This window comes from Saprospira sp. CCB-QB6 (genome assembly GCF_028464065.1).
Classification (GTDB): Bacteria; Bacteroidota; Bacteroidia; order Chitinophagales; family Saprospiraceae; genus Saprospira.
Genome location: NZ_CP116808.1, coordinates 1489002 through 1510662, shown reverse-complemented (window position 1 = coordinate 1510662; position 21661 = coordinate 1489002). Strand labels below are relative to the sequence as shown.

Sequence of the window (21661 nt, the reverse complement as noted above, 5' to 3'; positions counted from 1 at the left end):
GACCCGAGCCGATAGGCGAGGGGCCGCCCCAAAAACATATCGAAAAGCATCAAAAAATAAATATAGTGCGTCTACTGTTTTGAAAGTGTTAAATTTGCAGGAGTATAAACTTACTTTACTAACTAGACTGACATAAAAATGAGACCCCCACACTACTTTTTTACCTTCCTGTTATTCTTTTGCCCCCTTTTGTTATTTGGGCAAGATAGCGCTAAGTATCAGGCTTTTGAGAATCGCTTCATGGAAGCATACAGTAATGGCCAATATGATGAATCAATTCAAATTATAGATTCTGCTTTGGCAGAATTGGCGCTTTATAAGGAAGCCTCTTTAGGCTGGAAAGATAGTTTAAGTTGGAGTTTTGTGGGAAGCAAGATTGTGCTTCAATACAATTTGGGGCATTATAAAGAAGCCCAAATGGCTCTGATGAAAACTAAAGCACAAGTACAGCGCTTAGATCAGGGAAAAAAAGGAGTGCACTTGGCCGAATGGTTAGGCTTAAGGGCTAAGCTTTATCTAGCCGAAAATAATTTTGAACAGACTTTAAGTACGCAGTTTGAAGCCAAAGCCATTTGGGAGGAGCTAAAGTTAGAACACTCAGCTAGTTATATCGCCCTGATAAATAATATCGCAGTAGTTTATGTCAAATTAGCACAATATGCCCCTGCAGCAGACTTTTTTAGACAAAGCATTGCCCTAGAACGAAAATATAATGGGACAAAGGGAGAGCCCTACGCTCGATCTCTACATAATTTGATGACTACAGAAATGAAGGCTAAACGCTATGCCGAAGCGGAACAAACAGCTAACTTGATCCTAAATATCATGGAGGGATTAGAACGAAAAAATGCTTTCTATTTGGAGGTATTGGTGAAAAAAGGCAAAATCTTAGAAGAAAAGAAGGCCTATAAAGAAGCAGAAGCACTTTATTTGAAAGCTATGCCACTAGCCAAGGGGAATGATGTATCTAAAATCTCAGTAGTAATGGGGCTGAATTATAAGATGCAACAGCGATATGAAGAAGCCGAAAACTACTATAAACAAGCATTAGCTCAATCAACAGGAACATTCACTACTAGGATTTACTTTCTGTTATATCTTTTATACCTAGAACAAGAACAATATCAAAAAGCAGAAGACTGCTTGGAAAAGTATATGACACGGATTATTGCCGTCTTTGGAAAAAATAGCGTGAAGTATGCAGAAAACCTAAGCTTTGTAGCTCAGCTTGCTATAGCTAAAGGCGAATTAGCCGCTGCAGAGGCAGCTATACTAGAACACTTTACCCTAAATAGTACCGAAACAAAATCCTTTAGCTTAGACCAACTAGAAGAGGTCGAGATAAATTATTTTTTGGATTTAGTCGAACTCTCTAGAATCCTTTTTTTAGCTAAAGACTTAGAAAGCAAACGCTATGAGCAAACCAAAAATCGCCAACACCTCAAACGCCTTTATATTATAGATAGCCTATATGCCGAAAGCCTAGCCAAACAAAGAGAAAGCTATAACCTAGAACAAGATCGTCTTAACTCACTAAAAATAAGCTCGGCCGCTTACCAACGCCAAATGAATTGGGCACACCTAGACCAACAAGCTGTAGCTAAATTGTTGGCTATTTCAGAAAAGGATAAATCGACTCTGCTCCTAGAAAGCCAAAACGAACGCATAGCTTATAGTAAAAAACTACTGCCAGAAATAGAGCAAGAAAAACAACAGGCAATCAAAAAACGCTATAGCCAACTGCTCAAAGAATATAAATTAGCTAAGGATAAAACACCTAAAGATAGTCTACTCGCACTTCTCAATGACCAAATTTGGGAGATGGGAGAACACAAACGCCACTTATTTAAGCAGTATCCAGACTATGTAGATTATAAGTTTGGCCACAAAGCCCTAAACTTAAGCGAACTCCAAAAAACACTAGGCCCTAACCGAGCCGCTATCGAATATTTCTTAACCGATAGTAGTTGCTTTGTTTTTTACCTAGATACCAAAGAACTTCGCTACATAGAACAAAAACTAAATGCAGAGACCTTAGGACAAAGCGTTATGGAGTACCAACGAATGCTGCTTTCCTATAAAACTATCCTCAACGGTGGCGAAGAGGTTTTTGTAGACTATAGCCAAAAAGCTCACCAGCTATACCAACTTTTACTTGAGCCTGTCCTTCAAGAAATACCCGCCAATATCCAACAACTTCTGATTATCCCAGATAAAGAATTGGCTTATATCCCCTTCGAAACACTATTGATGCAGGCCGCCCAGAAAAGCGATAATTACAATAGCTTGCCCTACCTCATTAAAAAATACGCAGTCTCTTACTCTTTCTCTTTAGAGCTTTGGCAACATAACCAAACTACTTCTTTCCATCAAAATAATGGACAAATGCTAGCTATGGCCGCTTTTTATAAAGAAGGCGATACGATTAGCATTGATAACAAACGGAGCAGGCTCAGCCCACTCAAGTCGGCGGAATCAGAAGTACGCCTGCTCGCTAAACTTTTTGAGGGCCGTTTTTTTTATAAAAAAGAAGCTAGTGAAGAAAGGTTTACTCAAGAGGCTAAGACTTACCGCTTTATTCACCTCGCTATGCACGGCATGATGCATAAAGAACAACCTAGTCTCTCTGGCTTAGCCTTTACCCCCTATAGCGATAGCCTCAAAGATGGCTTTTTACAAGCAATCGAAATTGCTAACCTAGACCTAAATGCAGACCTAGTCGTTCTCTCTGCCTGCGAAACAGGCTACGGAAAATTCCAACAAGGAAATGGTACCGCCTCTTTAGCTACCGCCTTTATTGAAGCAGGCGTTCCCGCTCTAGTTGTTAGCCTCTGGCAAGTAGATGATGCCGCTACCGCCGCAATTATGCAAGCTTTTTATCAAGAACTAGAAGCCGGAGCCAGCAAAAGCGCCGCCCTGCGCCAAGCTAAACTGAGTTACCTAGCCAATAATAAAGGCCCTATAGCCCATCCCGCCTTTTGGTCGCCCTTTATCCTTATGGGCAACGATAAAAAACTCAATCTGCCCCCCGCTAACCCCTTTTTGCCCTTCGCTATTGGCGGAATTATGCTCTCCGCAGGAGGCGCTTTTTTCCTCCGCCAAAAAAGAAAGAACCGACGCAAAGAGAAAGCCGCCTAATTGGTCTAATCAAATCCTATTTTGCTCTAAAAGTTAGTAAACTCTTGATCGGGAGACTTATCTTAGATGAGTCTCCCCATTTTTTGCTTCAATCTCAACGCTCCTATGGCTGCTGTACTCCTCTTTTTTCGCCTCTTTTTCGAGGCCTGCTTCCTAGCTCTCCAACAGCTTTTTGGCAATAAACTCCGTACCCTGCTCTCCCTACTCGGCATCACAATCGGGATCTGGTGCGTGATTATGGTCTTCTCCGCAGTCGACTCCCTAGAATATAGTATCCGCAAAAGCTTCGAACAATTAGGCGATGATGTGGTCTACGTAAATACTATGCCCTGGGGCGAAGACCCCAGAGAGAATTACTGGAAGTATATGCGCCGACCCGAACCCTCTTTCCGAGATTTTGAAGCGATCCAAGCCAATTGCCAAACCGCCGGCAAAACTTCTTTTAGCGTCTTTATCGGTGGCAGCAATACAGAATCTAAATTGGGCGAGGCCGCCGGGGTGTTCTATATGGGCGTGACCCCCGATTATAAAGATATCTTCGGCCTAGAGTTCGAACAAGGCCGATACTTTACCCCAAATAGCTTTTTTAGAGGCCAAAATGAAGTGATTATCGGCTATGAGGTCTATAAAATGCTCTTTAGAGAAGGCGAATCCGCCCTGGGCCGCTGGATTAAATCTAAAGGCCAAAAACTCAAAGTGGTGGGCGTCCTCCAAAAAGAAGGAAAGGACCTCATCAACCCCATTAATTTCGATAATGTCGCTATCATCCCCTACAATACCGCCCGCAAGTATATTAACCTAGGCCGCTCAGCCATGAACCGCGGCCGTAGCTCTATTTCCGTAAAAGCTGAAACAGACGTAGATGTAGAAGCACTCAAAACCGAATTGGTAGGGGTCCTCCGCGCTAGCCGCCGCCTTCCCCCAAAAGAAGAAGACAATTTTGCCCTCAATACGCTCTCTATTCTCTCCAATTTCCTCAGCAGCATTTTTGGCGTCATTAATCTAGCAGGCCTCTTTATCGGCGGCTTCGCCATTATCGTGGGCGTCTTTTCGGTAGCCAATATTATGTTCGTTTCCGTAAAAGAACGCACCAACCTAATCGGCGTGAAAAAAGCCCTAGGCGCCAAGCGCTATATGATCCTCATGGAGTTCCTAATCGAGTCTATTTTACTCTGCCTCTTTGGCGGCGCTATCGGCCTCCTCTTTGTCTACCTGGCCGCCCTAGCCGTTACCCATTTTGCCGATTTCCCCATCTTTTTATCTACTTATAATGCCGTACTCGGCCTCAGTATTGCCGCCTTTTCTGGCGTGATCGCAGGTATTATTCCCGCCTATTCTGCCTCTAAAATGGAGGCTGTAGAAGCCATGCGGGCCGGACGATAATGAGGGTTGGGGCCTCCGCTGCGGCTTCGCCTTGCGGCGCTACGTTCCGGGGCTCGCTGTTCACTCGGCCCTTCAGCCGCCTTTGGCGGCTTCGGTCTGGCCTTCGGCCACCCCTGCACATCGCTAGGCCAAATAGGAGTTCTGCGCTTTGGCCATACTTTGATAAAAATTTTAGGCTAGTCGAGGCATTTTTTAAAGGCATAGCTGTAGCTATGGCTGAGAAAAATAACGATGAATAGCAAAAAATTAAATCAAAGGATAGAAGTGACAGGACTCCTATTTGGCCTGGGGCCATGGCGGCTTTGCCGCCTGTAGGACCGTATAAAAAAGCCCAGCACATAACTAATGTGCTGGGCTTTTGACAATCTGCATCCAAGCTATTGCTTCACAAATTTAGTTGGATAAAACTGTTGATCATCTGTTCGCAAATGTAAGATGTACATGCCCTTGGGCAAGTCTCGAATAGAAAAGTGGTTTTGATGGAGCTGAAAATGACGAACTTCTTGCCCCGCCAAATTATAAATGCTAAGATTCAATACGCCATTTAGCGCTACATCTAGCCAAAGCTCATCCTGCGCAGGATTCGGAAATACCCGCACTTCTTTTGCTGCTGAAATTCCCGACTCCGTTCTGAAAATACTGCTGATGATGCTTTCAACAAGGGTATCATTATAGTTTTCGCTAAAGACTACTCGACCACGAAGACTGTCCTGATAGAAAAATAACTGTTTATGAATATAGCCATCAATGGGCAAAGGACAATTTGTTTCAGAGACCTCAGGATGAAAACTCTCAAAACTACCTATGTATTTGATGACCGGATCGAATCGGAAAGACTCAAAGCTGCCAGAACTTAGATGGTAACGATCAAAAATAAGCTGATTAAAAGTATCCTGAGAGAGGCTGTCTATATAGAGCGTATCTTGGTCCGGAAAGTTGGGAAGGCTATCACAAGTTGAACGCGGATTGCGAACAATCAAAGAATCACCCTGCACGGCATTAAAATCAAACTTGAGGATAAAGCTGTTGCTACTAGAGTCATAAAAATAAAGACGGTCATTAGACATATATTCATATTCATAGCCTATCTGGCTCTCCGATCTGCCCTGACCAACATTTGGCCCTATATAATGAACACGGCTAACGGCTATTTTCTTAACTGCCTGATTGAGAAGCAGCGTATCCTTCTCATAAGTATATTTTAGATAACTATCTGGCCCCCAAGCCGAGACAGAATATACCCAAGTTGCTCCAGAAGGGCACCAAGCAGCAGTATCTGCTTGCTGGGCCTTTGCAACACTGCAAAATGTAAAAAGAGCAAGAAAAAGTAATAAAGACCTCATGATGTTTGTATTGAGAAGTTTAAGATAATGGCAAATGTAATTCTTTTTGAAAAAAAACAATTCAAGGTTAATGTCTTTGCTAGGCTGGACTGTTTTTGGGGCCTCCTGCCTGCGGCAGGCGCTACGTTTCGGGGCTCGCTGCTCGCTCGGCCCTTCAGCCCTTCGGGCTTCGGTCTGGCCTACGGCCACCCCTGCACATCGCTAGGCCTTTTGGCCTTCGGCCATGGCGGCTTTGCCGCCAGCTAGATGCTTGTAGGTTGAAACCCACAGCAACAAAAAGGTCCCCGCAGCCTTATGGCTGCGGGGACCTTTTCTATTCTTCTGGATCCAGCTCATGGCTATTATTGCGGCCATACTTTTTAAAGTAAGCTTTTAGCCGCTCATGGGCGCTAGCATAACCCGGCAGACTACTATCGGCCATGGCGCCCAGTAAATGATAGACCAAACTACTTTGGCTATAGGCCTCACTGCCCGCCAAGGCCGAACTATCTTTTAGGCGCTTCAACAACTGCTCTACCTTAATAATGAGCTGCTGCAACTGCTCGTACAGGGCCAAGTCTTTTGCAATTTCATCGGCCCCTACATGAGGCGGCAAAGGAAGCTCTACATAATTCATGACGCTTAAGGTCTCTTGTACAAAATGATGGTGGTCTACATTAATTCGTTTGAGCGTTTTTCGCTCTTTGCTATCTAACTCAGTTAAGAAGGAAAGTATTTGCTGACAGCTATCAAGTTGTTGCTCCACATCTTGCATCTCCTGATCCGTCAATACTCTTGAAATCCGATTGAAATTCAAATTGGCCATGTCGATCTGTTTTTTGTGATTTTTTTAGTTAGAACTTTGTGAATATGCTATTTATGCCAGCAATTCTCCTATTGTTACCCACTCGATCGACCTTTTTTAAAATTAGTACTAATTGATTAGGAACTAAGGACCTTTGAAGTATAGTCAACGATGTCTGGAGTGTCGTCAACGACCTTAAAAGTATGCTCATTAGGCTCATCAATAAAGTTCGTTGAGTCTCTGCTTTAATAAAAGCTTAACAATTGCTTTTAGCGAAGGGGGAATTAATGGGGGGAGAGAAGAGGGGGGCGGCTAGGCGTATATTGGCCCAGCGCTGCGGAGGGGTGGCCGAAGGCCAGACCGAAGCCGCCGCAGGCGGCTGAAGGGCCGAACAGACCTGTGAGCCCCGCAGCATAGCGGCGGCCGAGCTAGGCTGAAAGGCCTAGCTGGCCGCGGGCCCCAAAACCCCTTGAAAAAGAGCAGTTTTAAAATTTTTGTGCGATTTTAGGGTTGATTTTCAGTGATTTACAAAAGTGTTATTGAAAAAACCCTTAAAAAAGCTTCCTAATACAGAATAGGAATTGTACATTTGCAAGCGCTTTGGGCTAAAGTAGATTGTTTTTGGGCTCAAAAGCCGCTAATAAATTGATTACTAATATAAAATTATAGGAATTGTGGATACGCTGAGTTACAGAACACAGTCTGCAAAAAAAGAGACCGTAGAGCGCAATTGGTGGATTGTGGATGCCGAGGGTAAAACCCTAGGTCGTCTTGCTTCTGAAATTGCTAAGGTGCTAAGAGGCAAGCACAAAGCATGCTTTACTCCTCATGTAGATACAGGAGATTATGTGATCATCATCAATGCTGAGAAAGTCAACTTGACTGGTCGCAAATTGCAACAGAAAGTATATTTGACTTATTCTGGATACCCAGGTGGTCAGAAGTCGGCTACAGCTGCAGAGTTGTTGGCCAAGCGTCCTCGCCGCGTGCTAGAGAATGCGATCAAAGGTATGTTGCCCAAGAACAAATTGGGTCGTGCCACTTTCAAAAAATTGTTTGTGTATGAAGGTTCGGAGCATCCTCATCAGGCTCAGAAGCCTCAGCCTTTCGATCCTACTAATAAATAATAAAACGCAAGTATTACGATATGGAAATGATTAACACTATCGGAAGAAGAAAAGCGGCCGTAGCCCGTGTATACCTGCGTCAGGGTTCTGGCAAAGTAACGGTTAATGGTCTTGATTATAAAGAGTACTTTCCTGCTGTTCACATTCAAGGAAAAGTAGTAGCTCCTCTTCAGGAAGTAGAAGTACAAAACCTATATGACATTCAGGTGAATGTAAGTGGAGGTGGAATCAAAGGACAAGCTGAGGCTGTTCGTTTGGGTATCTCTAGAGCGTTGGTAGAAGTGAACGAAGAGTTCCGCAGCCCGCTCAAGGTGAAAAAATACCTCAGTCGTGATCCTCGTGTTGTTGAGCGTAAGAAATACGGTAAGCCCAAGGCCCGTAAGAGCTTCCAGTTCAGCAAACGTTAATTTTATTTCTGCCATCTCTCTGCTTGGGGCTGCTTAGTGGCCCAAGCTACAAATTATAGATAAAGATATGCAAACACCTACTTATAAAGAGTTGTTGGATGCGGGTTGTCATTTTGGCCACATGAAAAGAAAGTGGAACCCCAAAATGCGTCCCTTCATTTTTATGGAGCGTAAAGGTATTCACGTAATTGACCTTAACCGCACAATTGAATCGCTAGAAGAGACTGCTAAAGCCATGAAGCAAATGGCTAAGTCTGGCAAAAAGATCCTTTTTGTTGGTACCAAGAAGCAAGCTCGTGGTATTGTAGAAAAAGCAGCTACTAGCGTAGGCATGCCTTTCGTTACTGACCGTTGGTTGGGAGGTATGATGACTAACTTTGCGACTATTCGCAAGTCTGTACGCAAAATGCAAAGCATCGAGCGTATGCTCAATGATGGTACCCTAGAGAACATCACGAAAAAGGAGCGTTTGGTACTTAGCCGTCAGCACGCTAAACTTCACCGTATGTTTGGTGGTATTGCTGACCTAAACCGCCTACCTAACAGTTTGTTCGTAGTAGATATCAGCCATGAGCACTTGGCTATCGCTGAAGCAAAGCGTTTGGGTATTAGCACAATTGGTATCGTAGATACTAACTCTGATCCTACTCAAGTAGATTTTGCTGTTCCTTCTAACGATGATGCTTCTAAAGCTATCGCTATCGTGGTAAACTACCTCACTGAGGCTATCCGCGAAGGTCTAGAAGAAGGCAAAAAAGTGAAAGAGGAAAAGGCTAGCGCCGAGAAATAAGCGACGACATCACATCTCACACCTTATAAACCAATAATTGACAATGGCTTTCAAAATTTCTGCAGCCGAAGTTAAACAGCTACGCGACCAAACTGGCGCTGGCATGATGGATTGTAAAAAAGCCCTACAAGAAGCTGAAGGCGACTTTGACGGTGCTATTGAGTATCTTCGTAAGAAGGGCCAAAAAATGACCGAAAAGCGCGCTGATCGCGAAGCTAAAGAGGGTGTTGTTTTGGCACTTACTTCTGAAGACGCGACTAAAGGTATCGCTGTTCGTATTAGCTGCGAAACTGACTTTGTAGCTAAAAACGACGAATTCGTTGCTTTTGTAGCCTCTATCGCTGAGTTGGCCTTGGCTAACTTCCCCGAAAATGCTGAAGCTCTTGCCGCTCTAGAACTAAGCGCTGGCAAAACTGTAGCTGATGCACTTGTTGAGAAAACAGGTGTTATCGGTGAAAAAATTGAGTTGAACAGCTACGGCCGCGTTGAAGCTGCTAAAGTTATCTCTTATGTACACATGGGCAACAAAGCTGGTGTTGTTGTAGGATTCAACAAAGATGTTGAGAACCTAGAAACAGCTGGTAAGGATGTAGCTATGCAAATTGCTGCTATGCACCCCATCGCTGTAGATAAGGACGGTGTAGATGCCTCTATCGTAGAGAAAGAGATCGAAATCGGAAAAGAAGTTGCCCGCAACGAAGGTAAGCCCGAGGAACTACTCGAGCGTATCGCTATGGGTAAACTCAATGCTTTCTACAAAGAAAACACATTGCTTAACCAAGAGTTCGTAAAAGGAAACAAGCAAACTGTTGCTCAATTCCTTGGTACACTAGATAAGGACCTTACGGTTACTTCTTTTGTACACATTACCCTAGGTTAATGCTTGTATAAGCAATATAAAAGCGTTTCGATGCCGTCGAAACGCTTTTTTTATACCCAAAAATAGACAGAGACAGATCTTTTCAACAACTTCTAGAAGCTTTCTATTATCATGGCTAATTATAAAAGAGTCCTCCTCAAACTTAGTGGTGAGTCGCTGATGGGCGGCAAAGATTTTGGTATCTCTCCCAAAATGTTGGAACATTATGCTTCCGAAATTCGCAGAGCCGTAGATCAAGGGATCGAGGTGGCTGTTGTTATCGGAGGAGGAAATATTTTCCGCGGACTAGAAGCCAAAGATTCTGGCATCGAAAGAGTTCAAGGCGATTATATGGGCATGTTGGCCACGGTAATTAATGGCCTTGCCTTGCAATCTGCCCTAGAAGCAGAAGGCATTTATACCCGACTGATGACGGCTCTAGGTATGGATAAAGTAGCCGAACCCTATATCCGCCGCCGCGCTATCCGACACCTAGAAAAAGGCCGGGTGGTTATTTTTGCTGCCGGAACAGGAAATCCCTATTTTACCACAGATTCTGCTGCCGCTCTCCGCGCTAGCGAAATCAATGCAGATGTCATCTTAAAGGGAACTCGCGTAGATGGTATTTATACTGCCGATCCAGAACTAGATCCCAATGCCAAAAAGTTTGATAACATCTCTTTCTCTGAGATTATCCGCTCTGGCCTTTCTATTATGGATATGACGGCCTTCACGATGTGCCAAGAAAATGCTATGCCTATTGTGGTTTTTGATATTAATGAACCTGATAACCTGATTCGTATTCTCCAAGGAGAAGCCATCGGAACCCTAGTAAGTAGCGAGAACGACTAAATTCGCTCTTTGCTCAATAAGAAAAGCGCAACCTTTTTAGGTTGCGCTTTTTTTTGCCCCTAGGCCATCGCTTTCAGCCAAACCATTTAAAAATGAGCTTTTCTGCCTAAGGAGAGTTGTTTTTAAATGAGTTCTAAATAAACTAGCGTATCTTTAGCCCCTCAATACAAAACTATGGAACAAACAATGCCCGCCACTTTTAAAAAGTTGGCTTTTTGGAACCTCTTCAGCTTTTTGGAACGCTCCGAAATTTCGGAAGAAATGGTGGACCAATGGCTAGATGAACTAAGTAAAGATTTTAAAGTAGAACGAGAACAATTTGATTTTAAAGTAGGCGGCCAACGCCAAGAAGGCTTTAATCGCATCCTGATTCTCGAGTTTGATTGCGGCAGAGGCTATAAGCTCCGCCTAGAATATACGCCACATCCAGAAGGAGGCGAAAAATACCTCTACCTCTCGGCCCCTCATCAAGAAAAACAGCTGATGGGTTGGTGGAATCTCGAAAACTGGCACCCCTACGCCCTTTCTCCAGAAGAGCTAGACCTCTTGCTCAATTACTGGGAACAACAAGGTGGAAAATGGACCAACCGCAATTTGGCCCATGCCCTTTTACACGATTTTGTGGGCCTCGAAAGTGAAAAAGCTACGGAGGATTATGCGGCCAAAACCTTTGCCGCCTTTAATGAACTTCGCATCAAGGGCTTTGCAAAGGTGGAACAAAAACCCATTGCCATCTTTTACTATGAAGATAGCGAGTACCACTGGCGCTATGATCGCAAACTCGGTTGGTTATTCGAAAGCGATCAGTATGCCTGCTATTCCATCCGAAATAAAGCCCATGCCAAAGGCGAGGAAGGTCGCTTCCCCTTTGAAGACTGGAACTATTTGATGCAGCAAATCCGCCAAGAAGTTGGCCAATAAACTCCCCACTTATGCCTAAATTATATTCCCTGATACTACTCGTTTTTCTTTTCGGGGCTTGCCATACGCCCAAAGAATTGCCTGAGCAAGCCAGTCCAAAAGCAAGTTTTGTCCCTAAGCAAAAAGGGACGGTCTGGACCTATCGCTATACCTTTCACAATCAAGAAAAAGAACCGATAGAACAAAAACTTGAGTTGCTCCAAACTGAACAAAAAGCCGATGGACTTTATTTAGACCTTAACCAGGCCAAATGGTTGCTCCGAAACGATACGCTTTTTGTCCGCTGCCAAGGCCGTGGGGGAGGGGAGTTTCAGGCGCCACTCTATTTGCCCACCGCCGATTCTTCTACCTACAATACCTGTAAGGGCGATGTTTTTATGCAGGTTTCGGCTAAGCGCCTACCTCCAAAAGAGATTTTGGGCAAGCGCTATGAAGATCGCTTTAGTTACCAAATTGGCCCTTATGAACGAGTAGAGTACGCTCTTGGCCTTGGTGTGACTTTACATCAATATTTTGGGATTGGCCAAAAGCTAGAAACCCAAATGGAATTGATCGATTTTCAGTTGGGAGTAGGGGAGGACTAGGGGCCTCCGCTGCGGCTTCGCCTTGCGGCGCTATGTTGCGGGGCTCGCAAGGCTGCTCGGCCCTGCGGCGGCTGCGCCGCCTGGGTCTGGCCCTTCGGGCCACCCCTCCACAGCGCTAGGCCCAGCGGGCTGCGCCCGCTGCTAGACGCGGGATCAAAATTGTTAAAGAAAGATGGAAAATATCGCTGAATTTAGCCAGCAGTACGAAATTGATTATGGCCAGCCTTTGCCAGCCAAAGGCTTGGGCTCTGTTTATCGGGCCAAGGACCAAAACGAGAAAATTTGGGCCTTAAAGGTTTTAGAGCTGCACCCCAATTTTGATAATGGGCTTTTTGGCCGTTTGTATGAGCGGGCCAAAAAACTAGAACATCCGAATTTATTGCCTTATGAGGCCATTCATGTTTTTCGGGAAGAGGATGTAGTGCAGTACTATATATTAATGGAGTATTGTATGGGGGGCGATTGGGCCAGCCGTAGCCAGCAGTTGAGCGAAGAGGAAAAACGTCAATTATTGCAAGAACTGCTTAAACTGCTGATTTACTTAGAAAAAGAAGGACATTGCCTACAAAACTTAAAGTTAGAACATCTGTTATTTAAGGAGGAAGAATCTTTAGATTGGCAATTGATAAATTATGGGGCCAAGGAGAGTCTACCGAATTACTTTCATTTGGATTATGCCTATTTGGCTCCAGAGCAATTGCAGGGGCAGGCTATGGGCTCCGCAGTTGATATTTGGGCTTTTGGAGTTTTGCTTACCGCTTTTTGGACGGGCCAATTGCCTTTTGGCCAAAAATCGCCACAGCAAACCAACGCAAAAATTAAAAATCGCATTTTGAAAGGGGAGTTGCCTAGGGAGTTGCTTAGACGTTTACCCCTTGATCTGCGTTATTTAGTAGAAGGCTGTCTGCAAAAAGAGTCTGCTCAGCGTTGGGCATCTTTTGAGGCTTTGGCAGCAGCTTGGGAACTTGGTCCCGCTGAAGATTATGCCCAAACTTGGCAGGCAGCGCCAGCCGCTGAAGTCTCTGTTTTGGAGACCTTAGCCTATATGGGCCAAGAAGCAGAAAAAGGGTCGAAAGAGGAAGAAGAGCAGTCAGAGAAGACGCCCTTTTTGCAAAGAAAATTTAAAAGGAAGAAAAGCAAGCCCATCACGATTTGGGAAGTACTGCTTTGGTTAGGAGGGGCTTTGGTCCTTGGGTATTGTATATCTAGCTGGACTTAGTGCGCATGAAATTTGAGGAGAGAAAGTTGCCTTGGCCTAGCGATGTGCAGCAGTGGCCCGAAGGGCCAGACCAAGGCGGCGCAGCCGCCGCAGGGCCGAGCGAATAGCGAGCTGCGGAACGTAGCGCCGCAAGGCGAAGCCGCAGCGGAGGCCCCAAAACAATAGCGAGCTGCGGAACGACAACAAGGTCTTTAGACCGCAGTTCGATGACCAAAGGGAATAACCGCCGCAAGGCGAAGCCGCAGCGGAGGCCCCAAACAAAAAAAGAAAAGCGATGAAAAAACAGTTACTCCTATTTTTTGCCCTCCTTTTGTTGGGGAATGCCTATGGGCAGCAGGCCGTGCAATATAGTTTGCAGCCTTGGAATCCTTATTATTATAATACGGCCTATGCGGGTTTGGATGAATCCTTGAGTTTGACGGGCCAATTTCGTAAGCAGTGGACCGGTTTTGCGGGTAGTCCTTTGAGTTTTAATTTTTCGGCGCATTTACCGATCAACTATATTAATAGTGGGGTAGGATTTATGGTCGAGCAAGATTATCGGGGCTTAAATGGGAATGCCTATACGAATACTAATTTTCGTTTTTCCTACAATTATTTTGTAGATGTGGCTGGGGGCAAGTTGTCAATAGGGGCAGCATTTCGTTATTTGCAGAAGCGAGTAGATGGGGGAGCATTTCGGGCGCCCGATGGGTCTTATAATACAGATAGTGGAATTTTTGATCACAATGATGGCGTAATTCCCGTTGGGGTAAGTCAGGCGCAGTCGGCTACGGCGGATTTTGGGGTATATTATAAAAACGAGCGTTTGCAATTGGGTTTATCGTCAAATTATTTGACCGAGCCTATATTGGCTTTGAATGATCAGGCGGTGGACCATGAACTGCGTAGTCGGAACTATTTTTTATCGGGTTCTTATACTTTTGATTTGGATGAGCGGGGCGATTGGAAATTGCAGCCGACAGTATTATTAAAAACGGATTTGACCAAATTTCAGCCAGAATTGGGTGTTTTGGCGCATTATCGGGACCAATTTTATGGTGGGCTTAATTTGCGGGGATATGATAGCAAAAGCTTGGATGCCGTTGTATTGGTTATGGGGTGGCGGTTGAATAAGCACTTAAAAATGGCCTATGCTTATGATTTGAGCATATCGGGTTTGCGCAACTTCAATGGGGGGGCGCATGAAATTATGCTAAATTATAATTTGCAGGAACCGATTGGTAGAGAATTACCGGCCAAGGTCATTTACAATCCCCGATTTTTATAAGGAGAAAGAGAAGAAAATAAAAAACAAAAGTAGCTCTGGACAAAGGAGCTACTTTTTTTATTCTATGGAGATAGTTTTTATCTTTGTGGGTCTTCGGCCCCAATGCCCTAAAAAATAGAAGGGAAAGGGGGCGAAACGAAGCCCTCTAAAAGAAAGTTGGCAAAAAAGCAATTTTTAATAAAATAATTGCTTTTGGTCCTCCGTTTCTATGATGACTTTGCAGCAACTAGCTCAAAAAAGCGGTAATTCTTGGAATAATTTTTTGTATTAGCTGCTAACTTTGGCTTAGTCTTGAGATGAACAATTAAGAAAAAAGAAAAAAAGGCCTACTTGCCAAAAGGGCCTATTGCCTTTATATACGGATCATACGCAACTCTAATCTTTAAGCCTTTAGGATTGAGGGGCATTATTAACGAAAAACAACGAAATTAAACTCGGGTGCGAACATGAAAAAACAGCAAATTCTAGCCGTCATTGCCAGCACGTTGCTCCTGTTCTCTTGCGCTCCGCGCGATAATGGACAACTTATAGGTGTTATGGACCGTCCCTCTTGGTCGCCTATCAATCCTTACGGAATGCAGTACGTGCCTTCGGGTGCCCTACATATCGGTCCCAGCGATCAGGATGTCAACCACTCTTTGGTAGCTCGACCTAAGCAGGTCTCGATCCAAGGATTTTTTATGGATGATACAGAAATTACCAACAATGAATACCGCCAGTTTGTACACTGGGTGCGCGACTCTATCGCTCACGTACAAATGGGGCACACTGTAGACCATCCCAATGGCGTTCAAGGCGTAGATTGGGAAGCTGAGCTCGACTGGGAGCCCGGTGGAGCACTAGACGGAATGTTCTATTCTGGTGCCGAACAATTGGGAGACCGTCGAAATATCGACATCCGTCAATTGGTCTATGATTATCAATGGTATGACTGGAAAAAGGCCGCTCAGGACTTTGACTGGAAAACAGACTTTAACCGCTTCTCTAAAGAGAAACACAATCGCGCCGATTATATCCGTAAAGATGCTATCCGCATTTACCCTGATACACTCTGCTGGATCCGTGACTTCACTTACTCTTATAATGAGCCCATGACACGGAACTACTTCTGGCACCCTGCCTTTGACGACTATCCCGTTGTTGGTGTGGCTTGGAAGCAAGCTATGGCGTTCTGTTACTGGAGAACTAACCTTTGGAATGCTTTCGAAGAAGTAAATACAGAGGATTTCCGCCTTCCTACAGAACACGAATGGGAATATGCTGCTCGTGGTGGCCGCGAATTGGCTCCTTACCCTTGGGGAGGATACTATGTGCGCAATGCCAAAGGCTGTTTGTTGGCTAACTTTAAGCCTGGCCGTGGTGATTATCCCGCAGATGGTGGTTTATACACGGTAAAAGGCGATGCTTATTTCCCCAATGATTACGGTCTTTACTGTATGGCTGGAAATGCTTCTGAATGGACCTCTTCTGCTTTCTACGAAAATGCATACGCATTTATCCATGATTTGCAGCCCGATATCCGCTTTGATGCTGAAGAAGATGATCCCAATACTTGGAAGCGTAAGGTAATCCGCGGTGGCTCTTGGAAAGATATCATGTACTATATCCAAACAGGAACTCGTCACTGGGAGTATCAAGATACAACTAAGTCTTACATCGGTTTCCGTTGTGTATTGACTTTCCTCGGTCGTTCAATCAATGACTTTAACTAAGCGCATCCTTAGTTCAATATATCAAAGGCTCTACATCTGTAGGGCCTTTTTTATTATTTTTTTGGGCCTGCCGCTTTCAGCGGCCGGGCCCTTACAGGGCTCGCAGGTCTGCTCGGCCCTGCGCGGGCTTCGCCCGCTAGGTCTGCGGCTTCGCCGCCCCCTTACAGGCCCCTAGGCCTGCGGGCGCTTCGCGCCCTGCAAAACCGCTAAAACTGCCTGAATTAGCGACTCAGGAAAAAAAAGTAAATTTTTTAAAAGAAGAACTGTAACTAATGTTGGGCAGCTGTATTAAGAGAGTAAAATAAGCACCCAAAAGGCAAAAATAGTAGCTAAAAAGCTCTTGGAAAAAGAAAAACATCCAAATAAAATTTGGACAAAATAGATAAAGAAAAACTGAAAAAGCCCATTAGAAGGGGCATTCAAAAAAAATGTTATAAAAAGTGTAACGATTTTAAGAAATTGTCTTATACTTACGAACCCTTAGCCTCAAGGAGGCCCTCGAGCTAGGGGCACACTATTATTACTTTCTTTATTATTGATTGAGAAAACCCTTTTCATTCACTAACCATTTAAAACTTTAGCGTCATGAGTTTTATTCATTCTAGTGGCTTCGCTTACATCAAAAACTTGATTATCGGTGTGGGTGCATCTGTTGTACTTGTAGGAGCCCTCTTTAAAATCCAATCTTGGCCTTACGCATCTGAAATGTTGACTGCTGGTCTTTTGACTGAGGCAGGCCTATTTATCATGATGGGTGTTCTTCCTCCCCACAAAGAGTACTACTGGGAAAAACTATACCCCGGACTAGATTCTCACGGTGGATCAATTGAACTAGGACAAGGTGGTGGATCTAGCTTTGACGGCGATGCACTTAACGTAACTATCGAGAAGTTGGGTAGCCAGATGGGTAACATCAAATTGGATACTACTGGAATCGAGAATCAGCAAAAAGCGATGATCGGTGAACTACAAACTATGGCTAAGAGCATGACTTCTTTGAAAGCCCTTCAAGAAGCTGACTTTGGCGAAATCAAAAAAGTAACTCAGGGTGCTGGTAAATTTGCCGCTGCTTTGGGTCAGGCCGTAGAAAGCATTAGCGAATCTCTAGAAGATACTCGCGTATACAAAGAGCAATTGACTCAATTGAACAAGAACCTCAAGTCAATGAACTCTGTCTACGGTAATGTTCTTTCTGCTATGGGCCAAAAAGCCTAATTTTAGCATAAAGTACAGAAACTGAATTTTGAATTCCAAAAAATCATTATAAGCTATGGCAATTCCAAAGGAGCCACGGGCGCTGATGATTAACCTGATGTACCTCGTACTGACGGCTATGTTGGCCTTGAACGTCTCGGCCGAAATCATCAATGCCTTTTTTATGCTCGATAAGGGTATTAAACACACAAATGAAATCGTTGGTGAAGGTATTAAGGAGTCTATTGAAGCTATGCAAAATACAGCTAAAGATAAGTCTCACTTACAACCTATCGCTGATGCTGCCAAAACAGTTCCAGCTCAAATTGAAGAGCTAATGGGCTACATCGATACACTTCGTGTAAATATTACTAACGGATCTGGTGGACTATACTCTACTGAAGACCACAAAGCAAAGTGGGAAGGCAAAGGGTTTCAGATCGGTAAAATCGTTACAGGCGAAGAAGAAAAACTCGATGGCAAGCCTAAGGGTAAGAAAAATAAAGATATTACCCAACGTCTTTTGGTAGATGAAGGTCAGGGAGCTAAATTAAAAGAGCTTCTAGACAAAACTCATGACAAGTTAATCAAAGTAGTAGATGATTTGGTTGCACAGGTAGAAAAGAACCCTATTGACGGGGTGAAGTTTGATCCTAACCAAATCAAAAAACTAAAGGAAAACCTTGTACTCGAGAAAACAGATGACAAAGTTTGGCAGGATGCTGGTAAGCCCTCTTGGGAGGCTCACGTATTCGGTTATATGCCTGTAGCTGCTTGTTATCCTCTTTTCCGTAAGTATCAGAATGATGCAAAGAATGCAGCTTCTCAGGTAATTAACTTCCTATCTGCAAACATGGGTACCAAGTCATTGGTTTATGATCAGTTTGCAGTATTTTCTTCTTCTAAAAAGCCTTATATCCTTTTGGGAGAGACTTATGAAGCAGAGATCGCATTGGGCGCTTACTCTAGCCAAGCAGAATTTTCTGTAAGCGTAAGTGGTCGTTCTCTTCCTGTAGAGAATGCGAAAGCGAAGTTTACTGCTAAGCCTTCTTCTGTGGGTACACAAAAGTACACAGCTACTATTACTGTAAAGAACCCCGCTACTGGTAAAACTGAAACCGTAACTGAGGAATTTGCTTATGAAGTAGGTGTACCTTCAGTAACTGTTGCTGCTGACAAGATGAACGTATTCTACATTGGTGTAGATAACCCCATCTCTGTTGCTGCTGCGGGTGTTTCTTCAAATGATATTGCTGTATCTGTTTCAGGTGCTGGTGGAGCTAAACTCAAGCCTGCTGGTAGAGGCAAGTACATTGTGAACGCTACTAAGATGACAAAAGCAAATGAGTTCTGTAACATCGTTGTAACCAACAAGAAAACAGGCAAAGCTTTGGGGTCTTATCCCTTCCGTGTGAAGCGTATTCCTGATCCTGTTGCTATGTTGACTAATATGAAAACAGACGGAACTTTGAGATCTGGAGAAATGAGTGTACAAAGAGGTCTTATTGCGGTTTTGCAAAACTTTGACTTTGATGCAAAGTGTAAAATCCAAAGCTTTACTATGTATTACACTCCTCCTCGTCAGGATCCTGTTCCTGCTAAGAACAATGGTGGTACATTCTCAGGTACAGTATTGAACTCTGTTAGAGCAGCTAAACCTGGTGGATCTTTCCAATTCGTTGATGTGAAAGGTCGTTGCCCTGGTGATGCTGTCGGTCGTAAACTAAACGGCTTGGCTTTCCAAATTCGCTAGAAGTTTTTGGTAGCTGAATAAAATAGAAGTTGGTTGTCTTTCGTTAATACAGGGAAGCAACCAACTTTCTTTATTAGTGATAGAGGCTCTACAACCAAAATCACTTCCTTCGCATTCGGTGAGTCTTTCACAAGCGAGAGAAAGATTACGCTTTTTTTCTTTCTTAACATTTAACTCACTCTGGGGCCCTAGCTAAGCCCCTCACTTAAATTGTTAAATTCAATGAATGCTACTGCCTTATTTCAGTCTGCCTTGGTATTTATGTTTCTGTTGGCTGCTAACCTAACAGTTTCGGCACAAAGGATGCCTATTGGCACTACCGAATCAAACAATCCAATTCAGGAAACACCTCGTGACGATATTTATGAGCGTCATATCAACTCTAAAAAGTTAGTAATTCCTTATGACTTCTTACATGAAAAAGATGTCTTTTGGGAGAAACGAGTTTGGCGTCTTATTGATGTACGTGAGAAGCAAAATCACCACTTTGCAGCTGTAGCTACTACTGGCCGTAAACCTTTTATCATGATTCTATTGGATCATGCCCGTAAAGATGATATTGCTGCATATTCTGTACAAGGTCTAGAAGGTGCAGATGGGGATAACTTTAGTAACCCTATTCCTAAAGAGGAAATGCAAACTCTAGGAACCAAAATTGACACAGTTGTTACTTTTGATCCTGAGACACTTGAAGAAATCATCGAGCCTGTTGTAAATCAATTTAACCCTGAAGATGTGCGTCAGTTTCGTCTTAAAGAGGTGTGGTTTTTTGATGAAGAAACTTCAGCTATGGATGTGCGTATACTTGGTATAGCGCCTATCCAAGATCGTTATGATGATAACGGGAACTTCATTAACTCAGGCCCCATGTTTTGGGTATATTATCCTGACATTCGTCCTGTTTTAGCTCAGCATGCTTGTTATAACCCTACCAATGACTTGAATACAATGAGCTGGGAGGATGTTTTTGAAGCAAGACATTTTTCTTCTTACATTATTAAAGAATCTAATGTGCACGATCGCCGTATTCAGGATTACAAGTCTGGTGTAGATGCATTGTTAGAAGCGGATAAGATTAAGGAGCAGGTTCGTGACTATGAGCATGACCTTTGGACATATTAGACAGCTGTCTATAAGAATTCATTTTTAATGGGTTTTATTTTTAAGAGACGTTCTATACGAATAGAACGTCTCTTTTCGTTTTTAGATTGGTAGAAGGTTCATAATGGTCCTATTTCTGCCTGTTGCAGGGCCCAGTATGGGCCCGCAGGCTGAGGGATGGAAAGTGGTGCGGCGAAGCCGCAGACCTAGCGGGCGAAGCCCGCGCAGGGCCGAGCAGTCTTGCGAGCCACGACACAGCCCGGCCCGCCCATAGGGCGGGGCAGCCCCAAAATCATTGAATAACAAAAAAAGTTGCTATAGAGATAAGCTTTACTCCTAACAAGTTCAAAGAAAAGGCATACAGATATACCTGTCGAACTCACTAAAAACGATACTATGGCTTATCCAAAATTGATTATTTTGGCCTTATTTATTATTGGGCCCCAGTTACTTTTTGCACAATATACATTTGAAGCCCCAGCTGAGGAGGAGCAAGAAGCGAGTAGCCAGGCTGCCCCACCACTTTTACAATATTCACATTTAGAAGAGCGGGATGTGTTTTGGGAAACTCGAATTTGGAGAGATATTATTGTAGCAGAAAAAGCCAATCAACATTTTTCTGCAGTAGATCAAGAATTGATTTCTGCTTTGATGAAGGCGGCAAATCATGGAGAAATTACGCTATATCATCCTATTGATGATCGCTTTAGCCAGCCATTATGTCCTGCTGAACGGAAAGCAATAATGGGGGAAACAGATACAACTACTGTTGTTGATCCAGAGACTTTAGAGGAGGAGCATATTGCGATTTATACGCCATTGAATCCTCAAAATATTGTGGCTTATCGCCTCAAAGAGGTTTGGTATTTTGATTTACAAAGAGGACAACTGGATGTGCGTATTTTGGGAGTGGCTCCAATTGTGGAGGAATATGGGGAGGATGGCGAGTTTTTGGCTCGTCGGCCACTTTTTTGGGCTTATTATCCAGATGCTCGACAAGCATTGGCGAAAAGCCGAAGTTATACGCCCTATAATACGCCTATGAGTTGGGCTGATGCACTTGATGCTCGTTTTTTTAGTTCCTTGATCATTAAACAATCCAATTTGCAAGATCGTCGAATAGAGGATTATGCTCAAGGAATGCAAGCCTTGTTAGAAGCGGAGAAGATCCAAGAGAAAATTCGGAATTTTGAACATGACCTTTGGACCTATTAAAAAGAAAAG

General features: G+C 43.8%; 18 protein-coding genes. 16 read left to right on the top strand and 2 right to left on the bottom strand.

The window, feature by feature from the left end; translation table 11 throughout:
* The first annotated feature begins 138 nt into the window (after positions 1 to 138).
* A complete protein-coding gene (locus tag PPO43_RS05850) occupies positions 139 to 3138 on the top strand; it encodes a CHAT domain-containing protein (RefSeq protein WP_272620879.1) in 3000 nt (999 codons plus the stop codon).
* Between the two features lie 105 nt (positions 3139 to 3243).
* The gene (locus PPO43_RS05845) at positions 3244 to 4521 is read left to right on the top strand and encodes an ABC transporter permease (RefSeq protein WP_272620878.1); all 1278 of its coding nucleotides are present in this window, start codon (positions 3244 to 3246) and stop codon (positions 4519 to 4521) included.
* Positions 4522 to 4898: 377 nt separating this feature from the next.
* Here the strand turns inward: PPO43_RS05845 and PPO43_RS05840 are convergent, their stop codons facing one another.
* Both PPO43_RS05840 and PPO43_RS05835 read right to left on the bottom strand, forming a co-directional pair.
* Positions 4899 to 5864, bottom strand: coding sequence for a T9SS type A sorting domain-containing protein (locus PPO43_RS05840; RefSeq protein WP_272620877.1), 966 nt, complete (start codon positions 5862 to 5864; stop codon positions 4899 to 4901).
* 313 nt (positions 5865 to 6177) lie between these two features.
* On the bottom strand, positions 6178 to 6669 hold the full coding sequence (locus tag PPO43_RS05835) for a hypothetical protein (RefSeq protein ID WP_272620876.1): 492 nt from the start codon (positions 6667 to 6669) through the stop codon (positions 6178 to 6180).
* Between the two features lie 653 nt (positions 6670 to 7322).
* Between PPO43_RS05835 and rplM the strand changes: the two genes are divergently transcribed.
* The 14 genes from rplM to porN (PPO43_RS05765) all read left to right on the top strand — a co-directional run bounded on the left by rplM (position 7323) and on the right by porN (PPO43_RS05765) (position 21652).
* Positions 7323 to 7775 carry a 50S ribosomal protein L13 gene (gene rplM / locus PPO43_RS05830; RefSeq protein ID WP_272620875.1) on the top strand — a complete coding sequence of 151 codons (453 nt, stop codon included), beginning with the start codon at positions 7323 to 7325 and terminating at the stop codon, positions 7773 to 7775.
* A gap of 20 nt (positions 7776 to 7795) precedes the next feature.
* A complete protein-coding gene (rpsI, locus tag PPO43_RS05825) occupies positions 7796 to 8182 on the top strand; it encodes a 30S ribosomal protein S9 (protein ID WP_272620874.1) in 387 nt (128 codons plus the stop codon).
* Positions 8183 to 8249: 67 nt separating this feature from the next.
* The gene (gene rpsB / locus PPO43_RS05820) at positions 8250 to 8972 is read left to right on the top strand and encodes a 30S ribosomal protein S2 (RefSeq protein ID WP_272620873.1); all 723 of its coding nucleotides are present in this window, start codon (positions 8250 to 8252) and stop codon (positions 8970 to 8972) included.
* Positions 8973 to 9015: 43 nt separating this feature from the next.
* Positions 9016 to 9852 carry a translation elongation factor Ts gene (gene tsf / locus PPO43_RS05815; RefSeq protein WP_272620872.1) on the top strand — a complete coding sequence of 279 codons (837 nt, stop codon included), beginning with the start codon at positions 9016 to 9018 and terminating at the stop codon, positions 9850 to 9852.
* 111 nt (positions 9853 to 9963) lie between these two features.
* A complete protein-coding gene (pyrH, locus tag PPO43_RS05810; RefSeq protein WP_272620871.1) occupies positions 9964 to 10683 on the top strand; it encodes a UMP kinase in 720 nt (239 codons plus the stop codon).
* Between the two features lie 174 nt (positions 10684 to 10857).
* The gene (locus PPO43_RS05805; protein ID WP_272620870.1) at positions 10858 to 11604 is read left to right on the top strand and encodes a hypothetical protein; all 747 of its coding nucleotides are present in this window, start codon (positions 10858 to 10860) and stop codon (positions 11602 to 11604) included.
* Between the two features lie 11 nt (positions 11605 to 11615).
* Positions 11616 to 12188 (top strand): hypothetical protein, encoded by a 573-nt coding sequence (locus PPO43_RS05800; RefSeq protein ID WP_272620869.1) that lies wholly within the window; start codon positions 11616 to 11618, stop codon positions 12186 to 12188.
* A 172-nt stretch (positions 12189 to 12360) separates the two neighbouring features.
* On the top strand, positions 12361 to 13407 hold the full coding sequence (locus PPO43_RS05795) for a protein kinase domain-containing protein (RefSeq protein WP_272620868.1): 1047 nt from the start codon (positions 12361 to 12363) through the stop codon (positions 13405 to 13407).
* Between the two features lie 274 nt (positions 13408 to 13681).
* A complete protein-coding gene (locus tag PPO43_RS05790) occupies positions 13682 to 14677 on the top strand; it encodes a PorP/SprF family type IX secretion system membrane protein (RefSeq protein ID WP_272620867.1) in 996 nt (331 codons plus the stop codon).
* A gap of 446 nt (positions 14678 to 15123) precedes the next feature.
* Positions 15124 to 16389, top strand: coding sequence for a type IX secretion system lipoprotein PorK/GldK (gene porK / locus PPO43_RS05785; protein WP_272620866.1), 1266 nt, complete (start codon positions 15124 to 15126; stop codon positions 16387 to 16389).
* A 585-nt stretch (positions 16390 to 16974) separates the two neighbouring features.
* The gene (gene porL / locus PPO43_RS05780) at positions 16975 to 17604 is read left to right on the top strand and encodes a type IX secretion system motor protein PorL/GldL (protein WP_272620865.1); all 630 of its coding nucleotides are present in this window, start codon (positions 16975 to 16977) and stop codon (positions 17602 to 17604) included.
* A gap of 55 nt (positions 17605 to 17659) precedes the next feature.
* Entirely contained in the window at positions 17660 to 19336 is a 1677-nt protein-coding gene (porM, locus tag PPO43_RS05775) for a type IX secretion system motor protein PorM/GldM (RefSeq protein WP_272620864.1), read from the top strand.
* A gap of 222 nt (positions 19337 to 19558) precedes the next feature.
* On the top strand, positions 19559 to 20458 hold the full coding sequence (gene porN, locus PPO43_RS05770) for a type IX secretion system ring protein PorN/GldN (protein ID WP_272620863.1): 900 nt from the start codon (positions 19559 to 19561) through the stop codon (positions 20456 to 20458).
* Positions 20459 to 20833: 375 nt separating this feature from the next.
* On the top strand, positions 20834 to 21652 hold the full coding sequence (gene porN / locus PPO43_RS05765) for a type IX secretion system ring protein PorN/GldN (RefSeq protein WP_272620862.1): 819 nt from the start codon (positions 20834 to 20836) through the stop codon (positions 21650 to 21652).
* The last annotated feature ends 9 nt before the right edge of the window (positions 21653 to 21661 follow it).